Source organism: Thiomicrorhabdus sp. zzn3, assembly GCF_029767755.1.
Classification (GTDB): Bacteria; Pseudomonadota; Gammaproteobacteria; order Thiomicrospirales; family Thiomicrospiraceae; genus Thiomicrorhabdus.
Window position 1 is genome coordinate 99,660 of the sequence record NZ_JARUQS010000003.1, and the last position, 25,159, is coordinate 124,818.

Sequence of the window (25,159 nt, forward strand, 5' to 3'; positions counted from 1 at the left end):
CGCCGTGATATTTCCCGTTACTCGCGGATGGTGCCGTCGCCCAACACAATGTATTTCTGCGAGGTCAGTCCTTCCAGGCCGACCGGACCGCGGGCATGGAACTTGTCGGTACTGATACCGATTTCCGCACCCAGGCCGTATTCAAAGCCGTCCGCAAACCGCGTAGAGGCGTTCACCATCACCGAACTGGAATCCACCTCGGCCAAAAAACGACGTGAAGTGGTAAAGTTTTCGGTAATGATCGCTTCGGTATGCCCCGAACTGTATTGCGCAATATGGTCCATCGCTGCATCCACATCTTTCACCACACGGATCGACAGTACCGGTGCCAGATACTCGGTTCCCCAATCCTCTTCACTCGCCGCTTGCGCGTCGATAATCGCACAGGTTTTTTCACAGCCGCGTAGTTCAACCCCCTTTTCGCCATACTGGCGCGCCAGTTCCGGCAAGACCTTTTCCGCCTGCGATTCCGCCACCAGCAGAGTTTCCATGGCATTACACACCCCATAGCGATGGGTTTTGGCGTTGACCGCCACGCGGATCGCCTTGTCGTAATCGGCGTCGTCATCGATATAGACGTGGCAAATGCCGTCCAAGTGCTTGATCACCGGCACGCGTGCGTCAGCGCTGATGCGCTCAATCAAGCCTTTTCCACCGCGCGGAATGATCACATCCACATAGTCCGGCATGGCGATCATCTCTCCGACGGCGGCACGGTCGGTGGTCGCCACCACCTGAACCGCCGCTTCCGGCAGGCCTGCCGATTTCAATCCCTGTTGAATACATTCTGCCAACGCGCGGTTGGAGTGCGCCGCTTCCGAACCGCCGCGCAGAATGGCCGCATTGCCGGATTTCAAACACAACGCCGCGGCATCCACCGTCACATTCGGGCGCGATTCGTAAATGATTCCCACTACGCCAAGCGGCACACGCATCTTGCCGACCTGAATACCGGACGGACGATAGCTCATATCGCTGATCTCGCCCACCGGGTCTTGTAAAGCCGCAATTTGACGCAGTCCTTCGGCCATGCCTGCCAGCACTTTGTCGGACAGGGTCAGGCGGTCCAACATGGCGGCATCTAAACCGTTATTTTTACCGTTTTCCAAATCTTTGGCGTTTTCCGCTTGCAACTGTTCCGCCGACGCTTCGATCGCTTCGGCCATCGCCAACAGAGCACGGTTTTTCTGTGCCGTATTCGCGCGCACCAACTCTCTGGCGGCGGCGCGTGCCTGTTGACCTAACGTCTGCATATAACTTTTTACATCGGTGTTCATGCGTGTGTTCCCAATCTTTTCAATGTGTTATTTAATCTCATGTTAAGCGGCAACCTTGCCAACCAGTGCCGACAAGCCCAACCAAATTTCTTCGTCACTCAGTTTCGGCTGAATCCCTTTGATCAGGCGGTCGATCTGCAGCGCCTCTTTTAACAGTTCCTGCCAGGCCTGTGGATTATGGCGCTGCAAAGCGGCGCGCACTTCGTTCTGGCGCGACGACCAGATACGCAACTGCTTGAACGCCTGTGCCTGCGGCATGGATTGCGTCATCTGCGCCAACTCGGCCAAGGTGCGAATCTCTTTGGCGAGCAACCATAAGATCACCGGTGCCTCCAACCCTTCCTGACGCAAACGGTTCAGCATCTGCTGCGCCTGTTTACGATTGCCGAGCAACATCTCCGTCGCCAATGCAAACAGCTGATAGTGCGCCTGATCCACCACACTTTCGGCGATGATCTGCGCACTGATCACAGAGCCTTGCGGATAAAGCAGGCTCAGCTTAATCAACTCCTGATCGGCGGCGAGCAGATTACCCTCGACCCGTTCCGCCAGCAGTGCCGCGGCTTCGTTATCCAACTGAATGCCGTATTCACCGGCTTTCTGCTGGCACCAACCCGGCAGAGCCTGCGTCGGAACCGGTTTGCCCTGCACCACCAGGCCGGCTGACTCTATGGAGGCAACCCATTTAGATTTCACCTGACGACTGTCGAGCTTTTCACACTCAATCATCACAATCACTTCCGGCGGCAAGGCCGCAGCCGCTTGATTGCACCAGGCCTGAATGAATTTGGTGCCTTCCGTTCCGGGGGATCCTTTGGGCATGGACACCATCACCACCCGCTGCTCGGAAAACAGCGAACCTGCCTGAGTTTCCATCTGCAAGCTTTGCCAGTCAAAGCCGCTGTCAATTTCGTAGCGGTCGCCGAACAGATACCCTTGCGCCTGCAGATGGCGACGCAGGCCGTCGGTGCAATCTCGTAAAAACAGCGGTTCTTCACCGTAAAACAGGTAGATCGGCTTAAGTTCCACCGAATTCTGTTTTAACTGGTTCAAAAACGCGCTGGCTAAAATCACTCAGACTCCCCGCCTGGATTTTTGGTTGATTTCGGTTCGACCGCCGGTTGCGACGGTGTTCGCGTCAACAAGGCGCGGTTAATCCGATCGATCACCTGCATTGCCACCTCTTGCGCCATCTGCTGTCGAATCTCTTCAAGCTCGCGGTTGGACGCCAACAAAGCGGTATTGTCGATATGGTGATCGCGATAGGCACTGACCTGTGTGTCCAGCAACACGGTTTCGCTCGCCACCTCCTGGACCCGGAAACGCTGCTTCAACGTCAGCAACAAGGAGGCGACATCACCGGTGCCGGTATAAGCGGTACGCGACTGATGCACGGCGGTTTTTTCAAACACCACTTCAAGCTCGGCATTCGCCAAGGAGTCGGCGATGGTCACCCCCTGCGACTGCAACTGGCGGATGAACGCCTGTTGAATATTGCCGTCAACTTGCGCCAGCTGCGTCAGCTTGACGCTCTTAAACTGCGCTTCAGCCTGCATTCCATAACCGCGCAGATGAAAGCCGCAGCCCTGCAACAGCGCCAACGCCAAGACCAATACAAGCGCATAGACTGACGTCTTAAGACGCAGAGAAGAGGTGTGCAAAACTGAACAGGCCTGGTCGCGCATCATAGTGCCAATTACCTTTGATTAATCTTTTGATTACCCTTTTACCACCAGGTTCACCAAACGCCCCGGCACCACAATCTCTTTTACGATCTCCTTGCCGTCGGTGAACTTGATTACACCTTCGTCAGCTTTGGCGGCCGCGAGAATGGCCGTTTGATCGGCATCGGCGGCAACTTCGATCTTACCGCGCAGTTTACCGTTGACCTGAACCATCAATTCGATTTCCGACTTCACCAATGCCGACTCATCAACCTGTGGCCACTCGGCATCCAACACCAAGCCGGACTTGCCGAGCGCTTCCCATAACTTCTGCGTCATATGCGGCGCAATCGGCGACAACATGCACACCAGAATTTCCAACGCTTCCTGCATCACGGCTCGACCGGCTTGGGAACGGTCGTCAAACTTGGCGATCTCATTCAACAGCTCCATACAGGCGGCAATGGCGGTATTGAAGGTCTGACGGCGCCCCATGTCATCGGACACTTTTTGCAAGGTCTCATGCACTTTCAGACGCAGTGCTTTCTGTGCTTTGTCCAGCCCCTCCGAACCGGTTGCCGCCTTAACCGCGCCGTTTTCCAGGTGCGTGTAAACTTGGCGCCAGACGCGGTTCAAGAAGCGCGACGCCCCTTCCACGCCTTTGTCTGACCACTCCAGCGTCTGTTCCGGCGGCGAGGCGAACATCACGTACAGACGCAAGGTATCCGCACCGTACTGGTCAATCAGAGTCTGCGGATCAATGCCGTTGTTTTTCGACTTGGACATTTTAATCACGCCGCCGTACTGAACCTCGGTTCCATCTGACTTCAACTTACCGCCGACGATGCTGCCTTTGTCATCGGTGACCGGTTCAACCTCCAAGGGCGAATACCAGGTCTGCTTGCCGGATTCATCCTGGCGATACCAGCTCCCCGCCAGCACCATACCCTGGGTGAGCAGGCTTTTGAACGGTTCGTCCGAGCTCACCAATCCTTGATCGCGCATCAGCTTGTGGAAGAAGCGCGCATACAACAGATGCAGAATCGCATGCTCGATGCCGCCGATATATTGATCCACCGGCAGCCAGTGGTTGGCACGTTCGTCCAGCATGGCTTCACCATTGTCTTTGGAAGTATAGCGCGCGTGATACCAGGACGATTCAAAGAAGGTATCAAAGGTATCGGTTTCGCGTTTGGCGCGACCGCCGCACTGCGGACATTCACAGTTCTTAAAACTGTCCATTTTCGCCAATGGCGACCCGCTTCCGTCCGGCACCACATCTTCCGGTAACAGCACCGGCAGCTGATCTTCCGGCACCGGCAACGCGCCGCACGCCGGGCAATAGATCACCGGAATCGGACACCCCCAGTAACGCTGACGGGAGATCCCCCAGTCGCGCAGACGGTAGTTGGTCTGTTTTTCGCCCAAGCCCTTTTCACCCAGCACTTTCGCCATTTCATGCAAGGCCTGCTTGGATTTCAAACCGTCAAACTGGCCGGAATTGACCAAAATGCCCTTTTCGGTAAAGGCTTTTTCGGAAATGTCCGCCATCTCCTCCGCACTGGGGGCAATGACCGCCTTCATCGGCAGATCATAGGCTTTGGCAAATTCGTAATCGCGCTGGTCGTGTGCCGGTACCGACATCACCGCTCCGGTACCGTAGCCCATCAACACAAAATTGGCCGCCCATACCGGAATGGCTTCACCGGTAATCGGGTGGGTCACGCGAATTCCGGTATCGACCCCTTTTTTCTCCATGGTTTCCATGTCCGCCTCGGCGGTGGAGATGTGCGAACACTCTTCAATGAAGCGTTCTAAAGGCTCGTTTTCGATCGCGGCTTTGCGTGCCATGGGGTGATCCGCGGCAATCGCCACATAAGTCACCCCCATCAACGTATCCGGACGCGTGGTGTACACATCCAAAGTCTGGCCTTTCTTACCCACCACCGGGAACGAAATCTGCAGGCCGGTCGATTTACCGATCCAGTTTTTCTGCATGGTTTTGACCTGCTCCGGCCAACCGTCAAGCTTATCCAGATCTTGCAACAATTCCTCGGCGTAATCGGTGATGCGCAGGAACCATTGAGCAATCTCTTTACGCTCCACCGGCGCACCGGAACGCCAGCCTTTACCGTCAATGACCTGTTCGTTCGCCAACACCGTCTGATCGATCGGATCCCAGTTGACCACAGAGAGTTTGCGATACACCAACCCTTTCTCCATCAGCTTGGTAAACAACCATTGCTCCCAACGGTAGTATTCCGGGTGGCACGTCGCCACTTCACGCGTCCAGTCGTAACCCAAACCAAGCGACTTCAGCTGATTGCGCATGTAATCAATGTTTTCATACGTCCATTTGGCCGGTGCGACCTTGTGCTGCATCGCCGCATTTTCGGCCGGCAGACCAAACGCATCCCACCCCATCGGCTGCAGGACGTTTTTGCCCTGCATGCGCTGGTAACGCGAAATCACATCACCGATGGTGTAGTTGCGCACATGTCCCATGTGCAACTTCCCACTTGGATACGGGAACATCGACAGACAGTAATATTTTTCTTTGCTGCTGTCTTCGGTAACGACAAAGGTCTGGTTTTCATCCCAATAGGCCTGAATTTCGGCTTCGATTTGTTGCGGTTGGTACTGAACTTCTGACATGAAACGATTCTTCTGGTTAGTCGGTTTAAATTTGAAAATCTATTTGTTGTTTCGCCTGGACTTAACAGCGGCTTTACTCTGATAATAACGCGCTTAAAACCGCCACTGAACCAAGCATGTTTAACCGTTTGCAAACGGCTTGATAATTTTAATAAATAAGTTCAGTATTATAGTAGATATGGACAGTTTCGAGGGAAAAATAATGAGCCAATCAAAAATGTTACACGCTTACCGTACACTGTTAAATTACGCCAAACAGAAAACCATCGCAGCAGAAACTGCAACCTGGTCTCTGCTCGGTAAAGCGGTGGAAAAAGCGCAACAGGCGGATCACGATTTAGCTGAACTGTCTGAAAAAGAGTTCAAGCAGGTTCAGGAGGATTTGCATGCGGATCTGATGCAGACCGCCGAATACCTGGCGGACATGGAAAAAGGCATTGATGAGTTCCTGGAAATGGATCTGCCGGTGCTGGAACAGATCCTGATCGACAAGGCGTTGAGCCTGGCCGATCCAACGGAGATTACCGTACTCAGACTGCGTTTGGCGGCGGCGATGGATGAAAACCATCCGATGTTTGAGCCACACAAACAATGAGCGACATGACTCAAGAACGCAATTCGAAACACCTCAAACCAAACTGAGCAGGCCTGCTCAGTTTGCCTGCCTCTCCGATTCATCTGTCTGCTTGGCGAGCTTGCCCAAACGCCCGGTCAGGAAATAACGCTTGGCAAAAACAAATCCGAACACCGCGAACAGCATCAATACAATCGGCTGCTGTTGCCACTTTGCAAAGAAGGTCATCCCTTCGTATGGCTGGATTTCACCACGCAAGACCCCCTGTTGATAAGGGGGAATCTGCGCCTTAAGCTGTCCATTCACATCCACAATCATGGTATGCCCGGTATTGGTACTGCGTGCTATTTCACGCCCCAGCTCTAATGCTCGCATGCGTACTTCCTGAACCTGCTGTGCCGGTTCAAACGTGTGGGCAAACCAGGCATCGTTACTCACCGTCACCAGATATTTTGCTTCCGGCAAATAACGCGCCTGTTCTTCGCCAAACGACATCTCATAACAGACGCTCAAGCCGGCAGGCTGGCCTGCCAGTTTCAACGGAGGTTGATTTTCGGGGCCGGCGGTAAAACTGGAAAATGGAATATCAAATAGTTCGCTTAAAAAATCAAACAGCGCATGAAACGGAAAAAATTCACTAAACGGGACCAAATGTGTCTTGTAATAGCGCTCTTCAGGGTGACGCAGATTCACCAGCGCATTGTAATAGTGATCCTGCCCTTCCTCATCGGTGGAACCGGCAATTACCCCGACCAAAATATCGGTATTAAGCAGTTTGGCGTCTTTAATAAACGTATACAACGCCCCTTTTTCCACCACATCGTAATAGGTCGGAATCGCCGTTTCCGGCCATACCACGAGATCGGCATCCATGTTCTGCTTGGTCATGGAGACATAGGCTTCCAGGGTGGGATAAAACTCTTTCTTTTGCCATTTTTTCTCTTGAGGTACATTACCCTGCACCAGAGCGACATCAATCGGCTCTCCGGCGGGCTGAACCCACTCAATTTTTTGCAACAGTCCACCAAACGACCAAACCAAGCAAAGCAGCAGACTCGGCCCCAACCATGAACGCTGCTGAACAAACCATAACAGCAATCCGGCACTGATCGCGACCATCCAACTGACGCCCAGCACACCCAACAGCGGTGCATAGCCCGCTAGCCAAGTATCCACATGAGTTAAACCGATTTGTAAAAATGGAAAACCGCCGAACAGGGTGCCACGCAACAGTTCCGTTAACACCCAGATGGCCGGGAAGAGCACAAACAACATCAGGCCTGTCCGGTTTTCATCTTTGAAGTAGTGGGCCAGAAACCCGGCCAATCCCACATAGAGCGATAGAAACAGAACGAATATAAAGGTCGCCAATGCCGACAGAACCAGATGCACGCCGGAATAGAAATACATACTGGAAAACAGCCAACTGACCCCAACACCGAACAAGCCTAACCCAAACCAGAGCCCTAGCTTAAATCCGTCCCAACGCGACTCGGATTGCAGCCAGAGCCAAAACAGACCCGCTAGCGTCAGCAAAATCAATGGCGAAAAATCAAATGGCGCAAACGCCAAGACAGACACCGCCCCGAGAATCAGGGCGGCGAGGTGCATTTTTCCGGGCACAAGCGAAGTGAGCGCTTTGAAAACCTTCGTCTTCAATTACACCGCCTCCAGCTCGGCTAACTCGCTGGATGCCTCCAACGGCTTCACTTGGAAGAGCTCCGCACGGCGTTCCGTCGCCTTTAGGACTTTGAAGTGAAGGCCGTAGAGTTCAATCTCTTCGCCTTCCACAGGAACATGCCCCAACTCCAGTGCCAAAAGCCCACCAATGGTTTCGCTTTTTTCCATTGGCAATTCAACATGGAAAAAGGCGTTGAATTCATCCAGTGAAGTAATGGCTTGCACCGTAAAAGCCCCACCGACATGTTTTTGAATGGTGCTGTCTTCTTCCACATCGTGCTCGTCAGCAATGTCACCCACAATCTGCTCCAGCACATCTTCAATGGTGACCAGGCCGGCCAACTCACCATACTCGTCTACCACCAATGCCATATGATTACGGCTGGCCTTAAAATCATGCAGCAGCATATTCAGGCGTTTACTTTCCGGTACAAACGTCGGTTGGCGATAAATAGCTTCTAACTCCTCTTTAGAAGTCAGCTCGCCTTTTACCACGGCACGAAATACGTCTTTTGCCAACAGCACCCCGACAATCCGGCCACCTTGAGAGCCTTCGATCACCGGATAACGTGAGTGGGATGTGGTGAGCATATTCTCTAAAATCACTTCCAGAGATTCGGACGCATCCACCACCTCGATTTGCATCCTTGGAATCATAATGTCGCGCACACGCGCTTCCGACACATTAAGAACCCCTTCAATCATGACCTGCGCATCGGAATCGATGACGCCCTGACTCTGGGCCTCTTTAATCATCTCCAAGAGATCTTCCCGGCTCTCCGGTTCGCCTGAAAATATTTTACCCAGGCGCTCTAACCACGAAGAGCCGCTACTACTGTCACTCATTAGTTGTTGTTACCTATATTGAAAAAATTCATTTTAAAGCCGCACGGTTCTGCAATCACAAAAACAGACCGGCTCAATTTTCATCGTTACGATAAGGGTTTTCGTATCCCAAGCCTTCGAGAATTTCGACTTCAAGCGCTTCCATCTCTTCGGCCTCGTCATCTTCTATATGGTCATAGCCTTGCAAATGCAAGGTGCCATGGACAATCATGTGCGCCCAGTGTTCTTCGAGCGTTTTTCCCTGTTCTTGCGCCTCTTTTTCAACCACTTCAGCGCAAATGACCAAATCCCCCAAATAAGGCAAGGCCTCGCCTAAATCGAGCAGGCCTGGTGGGTTTTCAAATTCAAACGAAAGCACGTTGGTGGGTTTGTCTTTGCCTCGGTAATCACGATTCAGCGTTTGGCTTTCTTCGGCATCGACAATACGAATCGTCAACTCATTGGCTTCGCCGGCGGCTTCACCCACCAATGCGGCTTGAACCCATTGTTCACATTGCGTTTGTGTTGGAATCGTTTGGGGATCTACTGCCCACTGCAATTCTACCTCGACCATAACGCCTCCCGACTGCACGGATGATTTGAGCACTTGAGTTTAGCCTTATTCAGAACGTTTGCCAGCGGCCTGCTGGCGGTCATACTGATCATAGGCTTTGACAATTTTTTGCACTAAAGCGTGGCGCACCACATCTTTGGCCTGATAAAACGTAAATCCGATGTCGTCCACCCCTTCGAGCACCTCGATCACGTGGCGTAAACCCGATTTTTGGTGCTTAGGCAAATCACACTGGGTAATATCCCCGGTAATCACCGCCGTTGACGAAAAGCCCATACGCGTCAAAAACATTTTCATCTGCTCGACCGTGGTATTTTGCGCTTCATCCAGAATGATAAACGCTTCATTCAAGGTTCGACCACGCATAAACGCCAAAGGCGCGACTTCAATGACATTTTTTTCGATCAATCGTTCTACGGTTTCAAACCCCAGCATTTCAAACAGGGCATCAAACAACGGACGTAAATAAGGGTCTACTTTCTGACTCAGATCACCCGGCAAAAAACCGAGTTTTTCCCCCGCTTCCACCGCCGGTCGCGTCAAAATAATGCGGCGAACGCGCTCACTCTCCAAAGCCTCTACCGCACACGCCACGGCCAAATAGGTTTTACCCGTTCCAGCTGGGCCGATACCAAAATTAATGTCATGCTCCGCGATCGACTGCACATACTGTGCCTGGTTCGCATTCCGCGTTTTAATCACTTTACGGCGCGTTTTAATCAGCTGTTGATCCACAGTCAACGTCTGAGGTTCATCCAATCCCAAGTTGTGTAACGCTAAATGGACATGCTCTGGCTCCAAAGTCACACTGCCGGCTTCGTCATACAGATCGCGAATCACCTGCTCGGCACGCACCGGCCGGTCATCCGGCCCGGTCACTGAAACCTGAAACCCCCGGCTGTTCACTTCCACCCCCATGCGCAATTCAATTTGCTCAAGGTGTTCGTTATGCCAACCTAAAAAGTTTTGCAGACGTTCATTATCCTCTGGATAAAGATGAAACTGGATTGTATGTAGTACAGACAAATGTGATTCTCAGAACATTAAAGTAAAAACGTTATTATTACAGTGAATAATAACGTTTCTATGAAAATTCAATGACGCTCAGCATTGCTCATTATTGTTAACGGCACGCCGGAGGTTCCTTAACGATTATGAACCGATTAAATTCAGATTACAATGCGAAACTTACAATGCATGATACTGCATTGGAACATGAGTATCCGCCTCAGGGGTCGCCACCAATCGCCCACGCAAGGAGTTTTTAAACGCCTCGGTGATTTCGACATCCACAAACTGTCCGATTAACTCCGGTGACCCCTCAAAATTGACCACACGGTTACATTCGGTGCGCCCTGCGACTTCGTTAAACGCATTACGCGACAAACGCTCCACCAAAATACGCTGCACCGTGCCGACCAAACGCTCGCTGAACTCTTGGGTCTGCTTGTTCAACAACTCCTGCAACGCGTACAAGCGGCGTTTTTTCTTTTCCATCGGCTCGTCATCCGGCAGACTGGCCGCCGGCGTGCCTGGGCGAGCACTGTAGATAAAGCTGAAAGAGCGGTCGTACTTCAACTCTTCAACCAGCTTTAAGGTTTCCTTGAAATCATCACAGGTTTCACCGGGGAAACCGACAATAAAATCGCCGGACAAACTTAAGTTTGGACGTAAAGCACGGATCTTACGAATCGTTGACTTGTATTCGATTGCCATATGATTGCGCTTCATTAACGCCAATACGCGATCCGATCCCGACTGAATCGGCAGATGCAAATGCGACACCAGTTCCGGAATTTCCGCATAGCAGTCAATAATGCTCTGCGTCATCTCATTCGGGTGCGAGGTGGTGAAGCGAATACGGTCGATACCCGGCACCGCACGCACCGCATGCATCAACACCGCCAAATCGGCGATTTCACCGTCGGCCATTTCGCCGCGGTACGCATTCACGTTCTGGCCAAGCAGGTTGACCTCACGCACCCCTTGCTCGGCCAAAGCGCGGATTTCGGCCATAACATCTTCAAACGGACGACTGACCTCTTCACCGCGGGTGTACGGCACCACGCAGAAGGTACAGTATTTGGAACAGCCTTCCATCACCGACACCATCGCCGACACGCCATTGACTTCCGGCTCCGGCAGATTGTCGAATTTCTCGATCTCCGGGAAGGAGATGTCAATCACCGCTTTTTTCTTTTTAATCGTGTCGTCACCACGCATTGCCAAGGCTTCATCAATCATCGCCGGCAGACGGTGCAACGTTTGCGGCCCGAAAATCACATCCACGCCCGGGGCACGCTGGCGGATCACCTCGCCCTCTTGTGAAGCCACGCAACCACCGACGCCAATGACGCGGTTCGGCTTTTCCTGCTTCCACTTCACCCAGCGCCCCAATTCGGAGAACACTTTTTCCTGCGCTTTTTCACGCACCGAACAGGTATTCATTAACACCACGTCCGCCTCTTCCGGCTCGTCCACCAACTTTAAACCGTGGGTTTTTTCCAGCAGGCTCGCCATTTTGTCCGAGTCATACTCGTTCATTTGACAGCCGTAGGTGATCACATGCAACCCGCCGGTAAACGGGGAATGGTGCCCTGAAGAGTCAGAAGCAGTGTGTGACGATGATGAAGACAGATCTTGAGACATAGAGTTTCCGCGCCGTTCGGGTATTTCCACCCGTTAATTAAAAGCTATGTAGCTGAATATATTGTAAAAAACAAAAAATTCAAGGGCGCGTATTCTAACACAGAGTCTTTAAAATGCCTAAAAACAAAAAACCCGCCATTTGGCGGGTTTTCAAAATCTTTCTAACTTTTTATAAAGTTCAGATTTCTAGACAGATATTAGCTCCACCTGCCGGATCTGAGGAATAACGGACAATACCTGTATTAGCCACACCATCATCCAGCTTAATATCCATACCCACTGCAATTGCCTCGGCATTATCTGTTGCAGTTGAGTAAGACAAACAGACATAGTTTTTGTTATCTTCTAGGGTTGGCGCAGTCGTAAAATCAGTCGTCGCCCAGACCGGCGTTTGAGCACCAGTTCCATAACCGACCAAAACGGCACCACCATCATCCACTTCTGGAGCAAAATTTGGTGACTTGATAAAACCTTCATTAGCTAAATCACCAAAAAATAAATTATCCGCTGTCGTATTCGCAGACCCGGCATCTGATACATCAGCTTGAATTTCAATGCCATTCAAAGCGTTATTGGTCGGATTCGCTGATCTTAGTGTTCCAGGATAAAAACCAGCTCGATCCCTATAGGCATAAGCTGAAGCCTGCAAGGCTTTTAACGTATCTGTATCGTTTTTAATTTTTGCTGCATTGATCATTTCCTGACCTTTCAGTACACCACCCAGCAATAGCCCGATGATCACCAGTACAATGGCGATTTCCACCAAGGTAAAACCTTTTTGATTTTGCAAACGAGTTTGCGTTTCCATATTCTTCATGACTCTTTCCTCATTTAAGTTAAGAAGCACCTTTGTTTAGGTGGTTTCATCTTAGCAACGCTTTTTTGGCAAAAAAAGAGTAAAAGTTTTTTACTCCTCTTTTCATGGTCACAAATTGATATGGATCATTTAAGCGCCGGAATATTATTCAAATGCAATTCAAAACTTACCTGATTGCCCTGCTGGTGGAATTCGATTTCACTGCCTACCTGCTTTAACAGCTCACGGGTTAAAAACAGCCCCAACCCCATGCCGCTTTCACTGGTGGTCCAAAACGGTTCAAACATGCGTTCGGGCTTCAAAGCCTCATTTTGAGTTTGCAGGCAGCTTCGAATGGTCACCGTCGCGCCTTCACTGCCACGGTCTTCAATCTGAATCGCTAACGGGCATTCCCCCACCGGGTGATCGCGATAATTCCCTAAAATATTTTTAAACACTTCTAACAACACATTACGCGCAATCTGCACCCGACCCCACCCTTCGACCTGAGCTTGCAGCTGATACAAAAACAGAACTTCTTCAATCAACTCATTTAACTCGACCGCACTGGAAGCATAAAATTCGGACAACGGCTGTTTCATTTGACGAACCGCATTCGCCGCTCTCTCGGCCATTAAGGGCAAGGTTTTTTGCAAACGCTCCATCAGCCGCAATTTATCCTCAGCGGACTCCAGGGGAGCGATCTGCTCGCTTAACAGTTGAATAAACTGGGCAATGTTTTTAACCTCATGCTGCACAAACATCTGATAACGCTCTAAACGTTTTTGCGATACCAGAATCTCTGCATGTTTATGTTCTATGTCTTGCTGCAAAATTTGGATGTAAGTATTCACCACCAATTCAAGCCAGTTTAAACGTTCTCCACTGTATTTAGGCAAACAGAGCGTGAGTTTAAAATGCATGTCATCCCGATCAATTTGAAAATGCTGACAACTGCCAACATCAAACACCTTGCCAAACACCTGATAGCGATGTTCTCCAAACCAATCAATATCCGCTTTTAAGCTTAAAAGGCCGGCTTGCTGCAGGACTGGCCAGGCCTGTTCAAAAAAATCCAACGCATCACGTCCCAATTGCTGATTTAACTCATACAGTCGCGCGACGGTTTTTCTTAAACGGGTCGCCTGCCTATGGACATAATAAGCGACCGCCAAAAGACTTAAGCCAAACGTCACAAAACTTAATGCCATCCAGTCGGCAAACAGATCCATAGCTATCCTTTACACAATAAGAGCAATTGAAAGACAGAAATCGAACTTAATTTAAACAGGCCTGTTCAAAACCCGCCAAATCAATTCATTGAAAGTGCAGCGCTTGGTTTATGAGACGTCCCGCTGAAGTTGGTATTTTTTAATCAGATAATAGACATTTTCACGCTTGATGCCCAAACGTCTTGCCGTTTCGTGCACATTGAAATCGGTATCGGCCAATACCTGCTTTAGCAGCTTTTCCTCCGCTTGATTGCGAATTGATTTAACCCCTTCTCCGAGCGTTGCATCAATTTCGACTTTTTGCACCCCTTCCTGCTCTTTGAGCTTTTGCGCCTGTTCGTAAAAGAGTACGGCGCGCTGCACCGCCTGCAAGAGAGCGCGGCTGGAAATAGGCTTTTCTAAAAAATCGAATGCACCCTGCTTAAGCGCCAGGTAAGAAGTAGATTCCGCATTTTGACCGGTGAGCACCAGAGTTTTAATTTGAGGTTGGTTGTCTTCAAGCCATTTGAGCACGGCCAACCCTTCGTCCGGCGTATGCTCATGGGGCGGCATCCCCATATCCAAAACCACTACTTGAAAAGGCTGGCTAGCGAGTAATGAAAGCGCCTCTTTTCTGGAAGACGCCTCCATAATTTTATAGCCTTCAAATTCCAGCCCAAAGGCCAACATGCCTCTGAGCGCATCATCATCATCCACAACCAAGATCTGAATCACTTTGATTCTCCAAAGGACTCTTTACTCAGACGGAATGACATATTCATAATCCATGTTTTCAAACCCTGTAACCGTCCCACCGAAGTCGGTCAACATTTGAGCCCATTCAGCTGCTGTCTTCGGTGTATGAAGGGTATCAGTACCGGTTCCACCATCTAATGTCCCTCCAACCAAGTCACCGTAAAGATACAAGTCATCATCATCCTTATTCATAAGCACCTGGCCAGTCGAAGTGACGTCCCCTTTGATAATCACGGTATCTCCACCAAATCCGGCATCAATCTCACCATTAACACCCCCGCCAATAATACTGGTGTCATCACCGTCGCCCAAGGTCGCCTGACCGCGCAATAAAATAGAACCTAATACAATCAACTCATCATTATCAGCGCCCATATCGGCATTACCATCGGCTTTGATATTACCAACGATTTTCAAGCGGTCATCACCGTCTTTCAGTTGAACATTGGCATTAAGGTTCCCACCCTCACCGGCATCATTGGTATCGATATAGAACGAGTTATCTTCTCCAGTCCCCACGTTTAAATCATTGGCAGAATCCACATCGCGGCGGATAATCACTTCATAATCCTCGTATTCACTCGGAGGTGGTGGCCCTAACGAATAGTCTCCCCACGTAATTTGCTGCTTGATTTCATAACCGGAAATGGTGACCATTTGATCATCATATTCATCATTATCAAATCGGCCTTTCCACAACAGCAGATCGGCGTTACAGTTTTCGGTCTCGCGCACCCCGCGGTCACCACCGTTACACCCCAGCAGACTTGTAGCGCTGCCATTCTCATTAAACGCCACTATCACGGCAGGAATAGCACTGACTTCAACATGACTGGCTGTGGCCGCATCACAGGCATTTGTGTCTTTCTTACATACCGTATAACTTTCGGGAACCAAAGGGTTATCCGTTGTCGGCGGAGTTTGCAGCGTAAACACGGGGGGACTCTGATTACCAAAATAACTGGCAGAATCCGTCGAATCTCCAATATCGGCCACATTAACCACATTGGTATTAACCCCATAACCAAATAAATTACCCCAATCGTCACTGGTAACAGCCGCGCCCAATCCGATATCATCGAACGGCACCGTTCCCACACTACCAGAACAGCTCTGATCGGCGGCTCTGTTTTCCTTTCCATCCGCCGGTGTATCGGTATCCGGGCAGGGCATATATTTATTGACCATCACAAAGTCCAGTAAAGCGCGTTTGGTTACTTTCAGGTTCCCCATGGTGTGCGCCTGATTAGCGTTATCCATATAAGCGCCCAACCCCGTGAACCCGGCACCGAACAAAATTCCTAAAATAGCCAGGACAATGGCTATTTCAATCAGGGTAAACCCTTTTTGCATTCTGTTTACAATATTCATCTTAACTCTCCGGTAAGAATAATAGCCGTTTTGGCCTGATTAACCGTCACCCAGGCGAGAAAATCTCGATTTTCGCCTGTTTGTGTATCAATAAAATTACGATCATCATCGCAGTTTTCTTCTTCACTTACTGTTCCGCCTGAACAAGCATCACGATTAACCGTTCCCCCATTCGCCCCCCAAGAAACGACTACGGCAACCACGCCTTCACCTTTCTGAACACCATCTTCACCCGTTACGGTTAAATTGTAACTGCCGGGAACACTGCCATAAGGCGGTGTCACCAGATGGAAAAAAGGAGGTAATGTCGTGTTCGTTGCTGGTCTAGGATCAGTGGTATTGGTACAGGCCACAGAACACGCCGTATTGCAGTTTTGCGCTGAACTGATATCGGCACAATAGTATAAGTTGGTTTCTGGACACATCCACAAATCCGCTTTGCTTCTAGGTCCGGAACGCCCCAATACACTGGCTGGCTCACAAATATCATTCACATAGGTGGCACTTTCTGCCCGCTGATGCACCCGATAGTAATATGGATTCCCCCAGGCATCATTTTCTTCAACGCCCAAATCATTAAAGGGCAAGGCACCCTCACGGTCCGCACACACTTCAATTCCAGAGACCGTATTCCGATCTTCATGGCCATCACCATCCGTATCCGGACAAGGAATATACGAATTCACCAGTAAAAACGTATTCAATGACTTTTCAATGCGCTCCATATTCACCTGTTCTTCGAGTTTATGATTACTATCGAAGAACAACTTGAACACTCCGCTAAAACTGCCTATCAACAACCCAAGAACTAACAGACCAATCGCAATCTCAATCAGCGAAAATCCACGTTGTTTATCTCTGTTAAGCCAATTCATGGACAACGCCCCCAGTTCCGCCAATCGCCGCCACCAGGATTGTAGTCCGCACTTAACGAATCGCCATCATATTGATTAAACCAATGCTTGGTTGTCACGATATCCGTATAATCGCCGGACACATCCGCCCCGCTATAGCGGCCTGTTTCCGCACAGACTCGGCGTGCCACCAAACTGACCCACTCTTCAAACGAAATGCCTATAATCTTATCCGCATACTCCGACTCACTGAGATCATTGGTACCGGACACAAAAATATTATCCCCGTTCGCATTTTCTGCATCCAAACCATCTGCACCGGCATCAATAATTAACGCAATGTAACCAGAAACACCATTAAGAGTGAGAAGCGGATCGAAAGGGTCAAGACTATTAGTGGCAGTGGCCGGATCACCAACAAATTGATCATGGTTCAATGGCGCATACCGCAACAAAGTCCCATTCACATAATTAGGATTCTGCGTGCTGAAGCGTTCGTCCAAGAAATAAAAATAGCGCCCCGAAGGGCCAAAATAGATATTGCGGGTAGAAATATAGCCGGGCACATACCCAACGCCAACAGCAGGACTGGGTACAAAACCTGTCGCCGTGACCCCATCAACCCATGCAGCTGGATTAAATGGATTTCCACAACTGGACTCCCCGCCCGTTGTTTCGCCATTACCATCCAAATCCGGACAAGGAAAATAGCCTGGTGACGGCACCTGTTCATTACTTTGCATAACACCCGTTGTATCAGTTAAGAACACTTCTGGCTGCAGTACCGCAAACTCAAGCAAATGCCGCTTAACCTCTTCCAACTCACTCATATCCTGATCAAGCTGCTCGTTTTTAAAGGCCGACAACAGACTCCCCTGCTGAGTTGACAGCCATAAAAACGCAATAATCGCGACAACGATAATCACTAATAACAGGACAAAGCCGTTTTGGTTTTTGCGGATGGGCATTAGGCGTTCCTAGTTTCGAAATTCATTTCGAGAGTTTTAGTATAGATCAAACAGGTCAAAAGTAAAAATCCCACGAAAGTGGGATTTTTGTTGAGCTACCATAAACTTATGCCTTTTTGCTGTTGTTGCAACACCCATTGCTGAAAGGCGGGCGGACCGTAAGCAAGTGTAAGTGGATTTTTTTCCAACACTAGAGAACTGGGGTCTTGCTGCTGATATATCAACGGACGCATATTCTGTTCAGCAAATTGCATCAGCCATTCAAGTGTCTTTTCAGGTATCTCTCGACCCACAGGTACAGCAAGATCAACCGTTAACCCCTGCCACTGTAAAACTCCGTCTATGACCAAAGCACCGCACTCATTAGGACGGAAGTCATCCGGCAGGTGTGAGTCTTGTTTTACCCAAGCACACTCAAATTGCTGGCAAGGGTTTACTGGACGGTTCTCATAATCATCACACCCTTGCCCCGTACTGTGTGGACATGGATGTCCCGGATAGGCCTCACAGCCTTTTACTTTAATCTGCACCCAGCCATCGCAACACGCAGTACAAGGCTGACAACTTCTTTGCATTTTTCTACCCTTAATTTACTTATGGTAATAATGTGAAATCTTTATGACAAAGTATAACGTGCTTAAAGCCCGATTAAACAATAATGGAATAGAGAATTTTCACACAATAAAAAAGCCCCGCCTGGAACCAGACGGGGCTTTCGCTCAAAGCTTAATCAAACTGCCTTACGACAGCAATTGATTAGAACTTGTGAACCATACCTACAGAAACTGCAGTAGTATTAGCGTCATCTACACCACCAGCATTTTCGATAGAAGCATACTCAACATATCCAGTTGTCTTCTTGCCGAAAGAGTAATTCAAACCTAGAGCGTAGTTGGTTGAATCTTCACCAGCGTCACGATCTACAGAAGAGATCTTGGCCTTAGGCATGATATTACCCATTTTGTAACCCAAGTTAGCTTGGACGTTAGTACCACCTTGTACTCCGTCGTCAATCAAGTCACCACCAAAATCTTGGTACATAGCATTAGCAATCAAACCATTAGCTGCATACTGAGCAACTACGCGAACATGAGTAGCATCAGCTCCAGCAAAATCATCTGCAGCTTGGTCCATACCTGCTGCTAGATAAAGACCTTTCTTCGCTGAACCGTAAGTCAATGCCACAGAATATAGATCAGTTAGAGAAGACTCATCACCAGTCGCAGTACCTTCAGAAGGAACCGCTGCAGCGATCAATTTAACTCCACCGAACTCTGGAGAAACGTATGCTAAAACGTTAGAACGACGGTTTTCCATACCGTTTCCAAAAGCACCTAGACCACCTGCCATAGGCTTATTATCAGCCAGTGAAGCATCGTTAAAAAGATCTTTACCTTGGATCATTTTAGTTGGGGTGTCATGACGACCCATCAACACAGTACCGAAACCGCCTGCTAGACCAACGTATTGGTTACGGTTTTTCAAAGTATCACCGTTGTCAATTTGAACTTCGAATTCAACCTTATAAACCGCCTTCAAACCGTTACCTAGGTCTTCAGACCCTTTAATACCAACTCGTGATGCACGTGAATTTACTTCAGTACCAGAAGCTGCGTCATTGTTTTTTACATCCATTTGTTCAACAGCCATATTGATTTGACCGTAAACAGTTGGAGCGTCAGCCATAGCTACAGGAGCTGCAACTGCAGAAGCGATTGCTAGAGCAATAATGTTCTTTTTCATGCTTGAATCCTTAAATAAGTTAGTTAAACCTGTTCACCTTGTCGTGAACTTGAAGGTGACTATATTGGATTAGATTAGGGGTCGCAACATTTTTTTGCAAAAAAACGACAAAATTAAACAGTGTTGTTTTTTTGCAACACTGATTTTATTCACTTCCCTCTAATGCATTTGATTAAAATCAAGTTTTCAAATACTTACAAACAGAGATTAAATTGAATTGTAGACTTTGATCTACTGTGGGATTTTCAGGCATAAAAAAACCCGCACAAGGCGGGTTTTACAGTTAACGACGAGTCTTTATAAAATCTTCATCAAAACCGAAAGCACAGTAATGGCAACAATCAACATACCGCCTAATTTAATAACCAAACTTTGTTCCAACTCTTTTAAATCTCTTTTTGTTGCAAGATGCTCATCAATCAAGACTTTCTGTTCTTCAGCAATAACCTCAGCCTGCTCCTCAGTAAAACCGACGGCTTTAAGTTTTTTTACAAATCCATGCGTATCATAAATAACCGCTGACATTGCAAACTCCTTCCATTAAGAACTTTTGATTGATTATAAAACAAAAACCCGCACAAGGCGGGTTTTCTGTTCCAAACACGTGAATATATAAAATATTAACGTTTTGAGAACTGCGGGCGACGACGCGCTTTGCGAAGACCGACTTTTTTACGCTCAACCTGACGAGCATCACGCGTCAACAGACCGCGAGCACGCAACGCCGAACGGTTACCTTCTTCGTATGCAACCAAGGCACGAGAAATACCGTGACGCACTGCACCGGCCTGACCCGTTGTTCCACCACCCGTCACAGTAATGAAAGCGTCAAACTTTTCTAGGTTTTCAGTCGCTTCCAAAGGCTGGTTGATGACCATCAAATCGGTTTCACGAGCAAAGTATTCTTTGATATCGCGACCGTTTACAGTCATTTTTCCAGATCCGGCACGCAAGAAAACGCGAGCGACTGAGCTTTTACGACGTCCTGTTCCGTAGTATTGTTCTGTTGCCATGTTCTAATTCCTCTTACAACTCAAGTGCTTTAGGTTGTTGTGCCGTATGTGGGTGTTCAGTCCCCGCATACACTTTCAGTTTTTTAAACATTGCACGCCCTAGAGGACCTTTAGGCAACATTCCTTTTACTGCAAACTCAATTGGACGCTGCGGGGCTTTATCGATCAACTTTTCAAAGTTAGTTGATTTCAAATGACCTACATACCCAGTATGGTGGTGGTACATTTTGTCTGAACGTTTGTTACCAGTTACCGCCACTTTTTCTGCATTGATCACAACGATGTAATCACCGCAGTCCGCATGCGGAGTATATTCAGGCTTATGCTTACCACGTAGACGTGAAGCAATTTCAGCCGCTAAACGACCCAAAGTTTTACCTTCAGCGTCCACTACATACCAGTCACGTTTGATTTCAGCTGGTTTTGCAACAAATGTTTTCATGATTTGTTCCTAAAAATAATAAATAATCCAAATCCATAAGATTTTGATCTCGGCGCTGGGAAAGCGTTTTGAACAAAATCCACTTACTGTTTAACGGGCAATAAGGGGAAGGATTAACGAGAGGTGGAATTATACCGATTAGTTTTTGATGTTTCAATGAGTTAGCACGATTTATTTTTCATTCCGCATAAACCGAACAGGCCTGGTAGAAATCATTCTGACCAGGCCTGTTCGGTTTTAATTTGTAATATGTAACTAAATTCGATTACACATTAAAACGGAAGTGCATGACATCGCCATCCTGGACGATGTACTCCTTTCCTTCCAAGCGCTGTTTACCGGCGGCTTTTGCACCGGCATCGCCGTTATGCTCGATAAAATCTTCGTAAGCGGTCACTTCGGCACGGATAAAGCCTTTTTCAAAATCGGTGTGGATGACACCGGCCGCCTGCGGTGCTGTTGCGCCTTTGCGCACCGTCCACGCACGAACCTCTTTGACACCCGCAGTAAAGTAAGTTTGCAGACCCAGCAGTTCAAACCCGGCACGAATCACGCGATTCAGCCCAGGCTCTTCCTGCCCCATCTCTTCCAAAAAGGCTTCTTTATCCTCATCATCCAATTCGGCAATTTCCGATTCAATGGCGGCACACACCGGTACCACAATGGCCCCCTGCTTTTCTGCCAACTCGGTGACCGCATCCAGATAAGGGTTATTTTCAAAACCATCTTCATTGACGTTAGCGATATACATCATTGGCTTAATGGTTAACAGGTGCAGATCGACCAACACTTTCTTATCGTCATCGCTGAGCTCAATCATGCGCACCAGAGTACCTTGCTCCACTTCTTTAAGCACCTTCTCCAGAACCGCCATGCGTGCCAATGCGCTTTTGTCGCCGCTTTTAGCCACTCGCTGCACTTTTTGCACCGCTTTTTCCAAAGACTCCATATCCGCCAATACCAATTCGGTATTGATGATTTCAATATCCGTCAACGGATCGACCTTACCTGCCACGTGCACAATATCGTCATTATCAAAACAGCGCACCACCTGGGCAATGGCATCGGTTTCGCGAATATTAGCCAAGAACTTGTTGCCAAGCCCCTCTCCCTTGGAAGCGCCTTCTACCAGGCCGGCAATATCCACAAACTCCATCGTGGTTGGCAAAACCCGTTCAGGCTTGACAATGTCCGCCAAGGCTTGCAAACGCGGGTCTGGAACAGGCACCACACCGACATTCGGTTCGATCGTACAGAACGGGTAATTTGCCGACTCAATGCCGGCATTGGTCAATGCATTAAACAGAGTCGATTTACCCACATTAGGCAAACCCACGATTCCACATTTAAATCCCATTCTATACTCCTGAACCTAGTGTGAGCTTATTTGAAGTGTATTAAGTGAAGCGATCAGCTTCGCGTATGCAGTTCTTGCATCGCCTGCTGCAAGTCGCCTTTCAGCAACGCAGGCAAAACACGCGTCGCTTCATAGCTCGCTTCATCGATTTTTTGGCGATCAATTTTAGAAGGTGCCTTGAGAACATAATCGACAACCTGGTCACGATGTCCCGGGTGCCCGATCCCCAAACGCAAACGGGCAAAACGGTTACCCATCGCCGCAATGGTATCGCGCAAGCCGTTATGCCCTCCATGACCGCCGCCGACTTTCAATTTGGCGACCCCGGGCTCCAAATCAAGTTCATCATGAACCACCAGAATCGATTCGACCGGAATTTTGTAAAAATTGGCCAAAGCCTGAATAGACTGGCCGCTTCGATTCATAAAGGTCGCCGGCTTAAGCAACCAAAAATCCGCACCATTGGATTGCACACGCACGGCTTCGCCGAGAAATTTGCTTTCTGGACGAAATACTACACCAAACTGCCTAGCTACTTCGTCCACAAACCAAAAACCGGCGTTATGTCGAGTCTGCTCGTACTTGTCTCCCGGATTCCCCAGACCAACAATTAACTTCACAGATGACATAACACCGGCTCTCAAATCAGGAATAAATCAGCCGAATCCTGAATGCTCAAAGATTCGGCAGGTTTATTAACCTTTACGTTTTGGCTTACTGATGTTTACAACCGCTTGGTCGTAATCCGTGTTACCGTGTGAAAGTGCCGTAATGCTTACACCTTCAGGCAACGCCAGGTCAGACAAACGTAGGCTTGTACCCGCTTCCATTTTAGAAACATCAACCGTGATTGAAGTGGGCAGGTTTTTCGCCAAACAACGAACTTCAACAGTCGGTTGAAGAATGGTCATCATTCCACCCATTTTCACACCAGGCGCAACGTTCTTACCAGTAAATACAAATGGTACGCGCTTAGTAAGCATGCTCTTCTCGTCTGCACGCTGCAAGTCAATGTGAGACACTTCACCTGTCGCAGGATGACGTTGCATATCTTTTACAACACAGCTCTCTGTTTCTCCACCCTTGACATCGATGGTCAAAACAGTGTTGAACAGATCCACGTTTTCAAAAGCGTGCTTAATGAAGTTTGATTCGAATGCTACCGATACGGCATCTTTGTCAGCACCATAGATGATACCTGGTACTTTACCCTCGCGACGAAGGCGGCGGCTCGCACCTTTCCCTTCTTGCGAACGGATTTCTGCTGTCCAATTTTGGGCCATTTTTCTATCTCCAATATTCGATTACCTTAAAGCAAACGCCTAAAGTGGCGCCGACGAGATAATCTATTCCATAAGAACCCGTGTTCGCGACCAAACACGAGAGAAGCGAGAATTATACTCAAAAAAAAGCGTTTTTCCACTTTTTCGTGTGAATTTTCAATCACTTCTAAAAACAAACCACCCAGGCCTGTTCAAAACCTTTGACCCGGCTGCATAAACAAAAAACGCCCCAAAAGGGGCGTTTTAAACGGCATAATCACTTTATGAACTATTCGTGCATCAGTGCCGTTACCGACTCTTCTTGGTGTACACGACGGATTGTCTCACCCAACATATTGGCAATGGTCACACGGCGAATCTTCTCACATGCCATGGCTTCAGCAGTCGCCGGAATGGAATCGGTCACCACCAACTCTTTCAAAACCGAGTTACTGATGTTTTCAACGGCAGGTCCGGACAATACAGCATGCACGACATAGGCGGAAACACTTTTGGCACCGCGGTCAACCAAAGCCTTGGCGGCTTTACACAGTGTGCCGGCGGTATCAACCATGTCATCAATAATGATACAGTCACGCCCTTCGATATCACCAATGATATTCATGATCTGCGCCACATTCGCCTTTGGACGACGCTTATCAATGATCGCCATATCTGCGTCAATCGCTTTAGCCACGGCACGCGCACGGACCACCCCACCCATATCAGGGGACACAATGGTAATATTGTCCAGATCACAGTTCTTCTGCATATCTTCAACCAACAGCGGGGAACCGTAAATATTATCCACCGGAATATCAAAGAAGCCTTGAATCTGGTCCGAGTGCAGGTCCACGGTGATTACACGGTGCGCACCGGCAACGGTAATCATATCGGCCGACAAGCGTGCTGTAATCGGCACACGAGCAGAGTGTGGCCGACGATCCTGACGAGCAAAACCGTAATAGGGGACCACCGCCGTGATACGCGCAGCCGATGCACGCTTGAGCGCATCGATCATAACCAACATTTCCATCAGGTTTACAGCCGGTTCCGGAGTACAGGTTGGTTGAAGAACATAAACATCCTGCCCACGAACGGATTCTTTGATTTCGACCATGATTTCGCCATCACTGAAACGGCCAACATCTGCTTTACCAAGGGGAATATCAAGATATTGAGAAATCTTCTCTGCGAGACTGACATTTGCGTTTCCCGCAAAAATCATGACATTTCTGTTAGCCATTAAAGGCGCTCCTGTTCGAGGACAAAATGATTTGGGGAATTCGGGGAAGGATATTGGCAGGGCTGGCAGGATTCGAACCTGCGGTACACTGGATCAAAACCAGATGCCTTACCGCTTGGCTACAGCCCTGTAATATCGGTGTCGTTAAAGACAGGTGCGTATTATCCATTTATTTTCAAAAAAGACAAGAGAAATTTTACTTTTTCTTTACAAAATTTCGTCCACAATCCCTTTTCTTCCAC

The 25,159-nt window shown here is 48.8% G+C and carries 25 protein-coding genes and 1 tRNA gene; 1 reads left to right on the plus strand and 25 read right to left on the minus strand.

All coding sequences use genetic code 11. The features are described 5' to 3' along the window. Window positions 1-17: 17 nt before the first annotated feature. Genes QCB44_RS10305 through leuS form a run of 4 tightly spaced genes read right to left on the minus strand, consistent with a single transcriptional unit; the run spans window position 18 to window position 5,596 of the window. The gene (locus tag QCB44_RS10305; RefSeq protein ID WP_279409874.1) at window positions 18-1,277 is read right to left on the minus strand and encodes a glutamate-5-semialdehyde dehydrogenase; all 1,260 of its coding nucleotides are present in this window, start codon (window positions 1,275-1,277) and stop codon (window positions 18-20) included. A 42-nt stretch (window positions 1,278-1,319) separates the two neighbouring features. Next, window positions 1,320-2,351 (minus strand): DNA polymerase III subunit delta, encoded by a 1,032-nt coding sequence (gene holA, locus QCB44_RS10310; RefSeq protein WP_279409875.1) that lies wholly within the window; start codon window positions 2,349-2,351, stop codon window positions 1,320-1,322. Continuing rightward, window positions 2,348-2,965, minus strand: a complete 618-nt coding sequence (gene lptE, locus QCB44_RS10315) for an LPS assembly lipoprotein LptE (RefSeq protein ID WP_279409876.1) — start codon at window positions 2,963-2,965, stop codon at window positions 2,348-2,350. The genes holA and lptE overlap by 4 nt, the downstream gene beginning before the upstream one ends. A gap of 30 nt (window positions 2,966-2,995) precedes the next feature. Further along, the gene (gene leuS / locus QCB44_RS10320) at window positions 2,996-5,596 is read right to left on the minus strand and encodes a leucine--tRNA ligase (RefSeq protein WP_279409877.1); all 2,601 of its coding nucleotides are present in this window, start codon (window positions 5,594-5,596) and stop codon (window positions 2,996-2,998) included. A 202-nt stretch (window positions 5,597-5,798) separates the two neighbouring features. Between leuS and QCB44_RS10325 the strand changes: the two genes are divergently transcribed. Then, on the plus strand, window positions 5,799-6,191 hold the full coding sequence (locus tag QCB44_RS10325) for a hypothetical protein (RefSeq protein ID WP_279409878.1): 393 nt from the start codon (window positions 5,799-5,801) through the stop codon (window positions 6,189-6,191). Between the two features lie 57 nt (window positions 6,192-6,248). Here QCB44_RS10325 and lnt read toward each other — a convergent pair whose 3' ends face one another. The 21 genes from lnt to QCB44_RS10430 form a co-directional block, all read right to left on the minus strand. Beyond that, window positions 6,249-7,829, minus strand: a complete 1,581-nt coding sequence (gene lnt / locus QCB44_RS10330) for an apolipoprotein N-acyltransferase (protein WP_279409879.1) — start codon at window positions 7,827-7,829, stop codon at window positions 6,249-6,251. Continuing rightward, window positions 7,830-8,696, minus strand: coding sequence for a transporter associated domain-containing protein (locus QCB44_RS10335; protein WP_279409880.1), 867 nt, complete (start codon window positions 8,694-8,696; stop codon window positions 7,830-7,832). A 73-nt stretch (window positions 8,697-8,769) separates the two neighbouring features. Further along, complete coding sequence (gene ybeY, locus QCB44_RS10340) at window positions 8,770-9,249, minus strand: rRNA maturation RNase YbeY (protein ID WP_279409881.1); 480 nt, start codon at window positions 9,247-9,249, stop codon at window positions 8,770-8,772. Between the two features lie 45 nt (window positions 9,250-9,294). Then, window positions 9,295-10,275, minus strand: coding sequence for a PhoH family protein (locus QCB44_RS10345; RefSeq protein WP_279409882.1), 981 nt, complete (start codon window positions 10,273-10,275; stop codon window positions 9,295-9,297). 162 nt (window positions 10,276-10,437) lie between these two features. Further along, window positions 10,438-11,898, minus strand: coding sequence for a tRNA (N6-isopentenyl adenosine(37)-C2)-methylthiotransferase MiaB (gene miaB, locus QCB44_RS10350; protein WP_279409883.1), 1,461 nt, complete (start codon window positions 11,896-11,898; stop codon window positions 10,438-10,440). 178 nt (window positions 11,899-12,076) lie between these two features. Further along, window positions 12,077-12,715, minus strand: coding sequence for a prepilin-type N-terminal cleavage/methylation domain-containing protein (locus QCB44_RS10355; RefSeq protein WP_279409884.1), 639 nt, complete (start codon window positions 12,713-12,715; stop codon window positions 12,077-12,079). A gap of 125 nt (window positions 12,716-12,840) precedes the next feature. Then, window positions 12,841-13,926: an ATP-binding protein gene (locus tag QCB44_RS10360; protein WP_279409885.1), complete on the minus strand. Its 1,086-nt coding sequence runs from the start codon at window positions 13,924-13,926 to the stop codon at window positions 12,841-12,843. A 108-nt stretch (window positions 13,927-14,034) separates the two neighbouring features. Further along, window positions 14,035-14,640 carry a response regulator gene (locus tag QCB44_RS10365; RefSeq protein WP_279409886.1) on the minus strand — a complete coding sequence of 202 codons (606 nt, stop codon included), beginning with the start codon at window positions 14,638-14,640 and terminating at the stop codon, window positions 14,035-14,037. 21 nt (window positions 14,641-14,661) lie between these two features. Next, a complete protein-coding gene (locus QCB44_RS10370; protein ID WP_279409887.1) occupies window positions 14,662-16,032 on the minus strand; it encodes a type II secretion system protein in 1,371 nt (456 codons plus the stop codon). Next, window positions 16,029-16,907, minus strand: coding sequence for a prepilin-type N-terminal cleavage/methylation domain-containing protein (locus tag QCB44_RS10375; RefSeq protein WP_279409888.1), 879 nt, complete (start codon window positions 16,905-16,907; stop codon window positions 16,029-16,031). Before QCB44_RS10375 ends, QCB44_RS10370 begins: the two co-directional genes overlap by 4 nt. Next, entirely contained in the window at window positions 16,904-17,854 is a 951-nt protein-coding gene (locus tag QCB44_RS10380) for a type II secretion system protein (protein ID WP_279409889.1), read from the minus strand. The genes QCB44_RS10375 and QCB44_RS10380 overlap by 4 nt, the downstream gene beginning before the upstream one ends. A gap of 95 nt (window positions 17,855-17,949) precedes the next feature. Next, window positions 17,950-18,429 (minus strand): hypothetical protein, encoded by a 480-nt coding sequence (locus QCB44_RS10385; protein WP_279409890.1) that lies wholly within the window; start codon window positions 18,427-18,429, stop codon window positions 17,950-17,952. 181 nt (window positions 18,430-18,610) lie between these two features. Then, window positions 18,611-19,597 (minus strand): porin, encoded by a 987-nt coding sequence (locus QCB44_RS10390; protein ID WP_279409891.1) that lies wholly within the window; start codon window positions 19,595-19,597, stop codon window positions 18,611-18,613. A 297-nt stretch (window positions 19,598-19,894) separates the two neighbouring features. Further along, entirely contained in the window at window positions 19,895-20,122 is a 228-nt protein-coding gene (locus tag QCB44_RS10395; RefSeq protein WP_279409892.1) for a hypothetical protein, read from the minus strand. Between the two features lie 95 nt (window positions 20,123-20,217). Further along, a complete protein-coding gene (rpsI, locus tag QCB44_RS10400) occupies window positions 20,218-20,610 on the minus strand; it encodes a 30S ribosomal protein S9 (protein ID WP_279409893.1) in 393 nt (130 codons plus the stop codon). A 13-nt stretch (window positions 20,611-20,623) separates the two neighbouring features. After that, window positions 20,624-21,052, minus strand: a complete 429-nt coding sequence (rplM, locus tag QCB44_RS10405) for a 50S ribosomal protein L13 (protein WP_279409894.1) — start codon at window positions 21,050-21,052, stop codon at window positions 20,624-20,626. Between the two features lie 265 nt (window positions 21,053-21,317). Next, entirely contained in the window at window positions 21,318-22,409 is a 1,092-nt protein-coding gene (gene ychF / locus QCB44_RS10410) for a redox-regulated ATPase YchF (RefSeq protein ID WP_279409895.1), read from the minus strand. A 53-nt stretch (window positions 22,410-22,462) separates the two neighbouring features. Next, window positions 22,463-23,038: an aminoacyl-tRNA hydrolase gene (gene pth, locus QCB44_RS10415; RefSeq protein WP_279409896.1), complete on the minus strand. Its 576-nt coding sequence runs from the start codon at window positions 23,036-23,038 to the stop codon at window positions 22,463-22,465. A gap of 66 nt (window positions 23,039-23,104) precedes the next feature. After that, a complete protein-coding gene (locus QCB44_RS10420; RefSeq protein ID WP_279409897.1) occupies window positions 23,105-23,692 on the minus strand; it encodes a 50S ribosomal protein L25/general stress protein Ctc in 588 nt (195 codons plus the stop codon). 268 nt (window positions 23,693-23,960) lie between these two features. Further along, complete coding sequence (locus QCB44_RS10425; protein ID WP_279409898.1) at window positions 23,961-24,917, minus strand: ribose-phosphate pyrophosphokinase; 957 nt, start codon at window positions 24,915-24,917, stop codon at window positions 23,961-23,963. Window positions 24,918-24,971: 54 nt separating this feature from the next. Continuing rightward, window positions 24,972-25,046, minus strand: a tRNA-Gln gene (locus QCB44_RS10430). Between the last annotated feature and the right edge of the window lie 113 nt (window positions 25,047-25,159).

What these genes read in the sequence shown, in the direction of transcription:
- QCB44_RS10390 (WP_279409891.1), bottom strand. Translation starts at nt 19,597, where the DNA reads ATGAAAAAGAACATTATTGCTCTAGCAATCGCTTCTGCAGTTGCAGCT.
- QCB44_RS10425 (WP_279409898.1), bottom strand. Translation starts at nt 24,917, where the DNA reads ATGGCTAACAGAAATGTCATGATTTTTGCGGGAAACGCAAATGTCAGT.
- QCB44_RS10420 (WP_279409897.1), bottom strand. Translation starts at nt 23,692, where the DNA reads ATGGCCCAAAATTGGACAGCAGAAATCCGTTCGCAAGAAGGGAAAGGT.
- QCB44_RS10355 (WP_279409884.1), bottom strand. Translation starts at nt 12,715, where the DNA reads ATGAAGAATATGGAAACGCAAACTCGTTTGCAAAATCAAAAAGGTTTT.
- QCB44_RS10305 (WP_279409874.1), bottom strand. Translation starts at nt 1,277, where the DNA reads ATGAACACCGATGTAAAAAGTTATATGCAGACGTTAGGTCAACAGGCA.
- QCB44_RS10360 (WP_279409885.1), bottom strand. Translation starts at nt 13,926, where the DNA reads ATGGATCTGTTTGCCGACTGGATGGCATTAAGTTTTGTGACGTTTGGC.
- leuS (WP_279409877.1), bottom strand. Translation starts at nt 5,596, where the DNA reads ATGTCAGAAGTTCAGTACCAACCGCAACAAATCGAAGCCGAAATTCAG.
- QCB44_RS10375 (WP_279409888.1), bottom strand. Translation starts at nt 16,907, where the DNA reads ATGAATTGGCTTAACAGAGATAAACAACGTGGATTTTCGCTGATTGAG.
- ybeY (WP_279409881.1), bottom strand. Translation starts at nt 9,249, where the DNA reads ATGGTCGAGGTAGAATTGCAGTGGGCAGTAGATCCCCAAACGATTCCA.
- miaB (WP_279409883.1), bottom strand. Translation starts at nt 11,898, where the DNA reads ATGTCTCAAGATCTGTCTTCATCATCGTCACACACTGCTTCTGACTCT.
- QCB44_RS10380 (WP_279409889.1), bottom strand. Translation starts at nt 17,854, where the DNA reads ATGCCCATCCGCAAAAACCAAAACGGCTTTGTCCTGTTATTAGTGATT.
- rpsI (WP_279409893.1), bottom strand. Translation starts at nt 20,610, where the DNA reads ATGGCAACAGAACAATACTACGGAACAGGACGTCGTAAAAGCTCAGTC.
- ychF (WP_279409895.1), bottom strand. Translation starts at nt 22,409, where the DNA reads ATGGGATTTAAATGTGGAATCGTGGGTTTGCCTAATGTGGGTAAATCG.
- pth (WP_279409896.1), bottom strand. Translation starts at nt 23,038, where the DNA reads ATGTCATCTGTGAAGTTAATTGTTGGTCTGGGGAATCCGGGAGACAAG.
- QCB44_RS10370 (WP_279409887.1), bottom strand. Translation starts at nt 16,032, where the DNA reads ATGAATATTGTAAACAGAATGCAAAAAGGGTTTACCCTGATTGAAATA.
- QCB44_RS10395 (WP_279409892.1), bottom strand. Translation starts at nt 20,122, where the DNA reads ATGTCAGCGGTTATTTATGATACGCATGGATTTGTAAAAAAACTTAAA.
- rplM (WP_279409894.1), bottom strand. Translation starts at nt 21,052, where the DNA reads ATGAAAACATTTGTTGCAAAACCAGCTGAAATCAAACGTGACTGGTAT.
- QCB44_RS10325 (WP_279409878.1), top strand. Translation starts at nt 5,799, where the DNA reads ATGAGCCAATCAAAAATGTTACACGCTTACCGTACACTGTTAAATTAC.
- QCB44_RS10385 (WP_279409890.1), bottom strand. Translation starts at nt 18,429, where the DNA reads ATGCAAAGAAGTTGTCAGCCTTGTACTGCGTGTTGCGATGGCTGGGTG.
- QCB44_RS10335 (WP_279409880.1), bottom strand. Translation starts at nt 8,696, where the DNA reads ATGAGTGACAGTAGTAGCGGCTCTTCGTGGTTAGAGCGCCTGGGTAAA.
- lptE (WP_279409876.1), bottom strand. Translation starts at nt 2,965, where the DNA reads ATGATGCGCGACCAGGCCTGTTCAGTTTTGCACACCTCTTCTCTGCGT.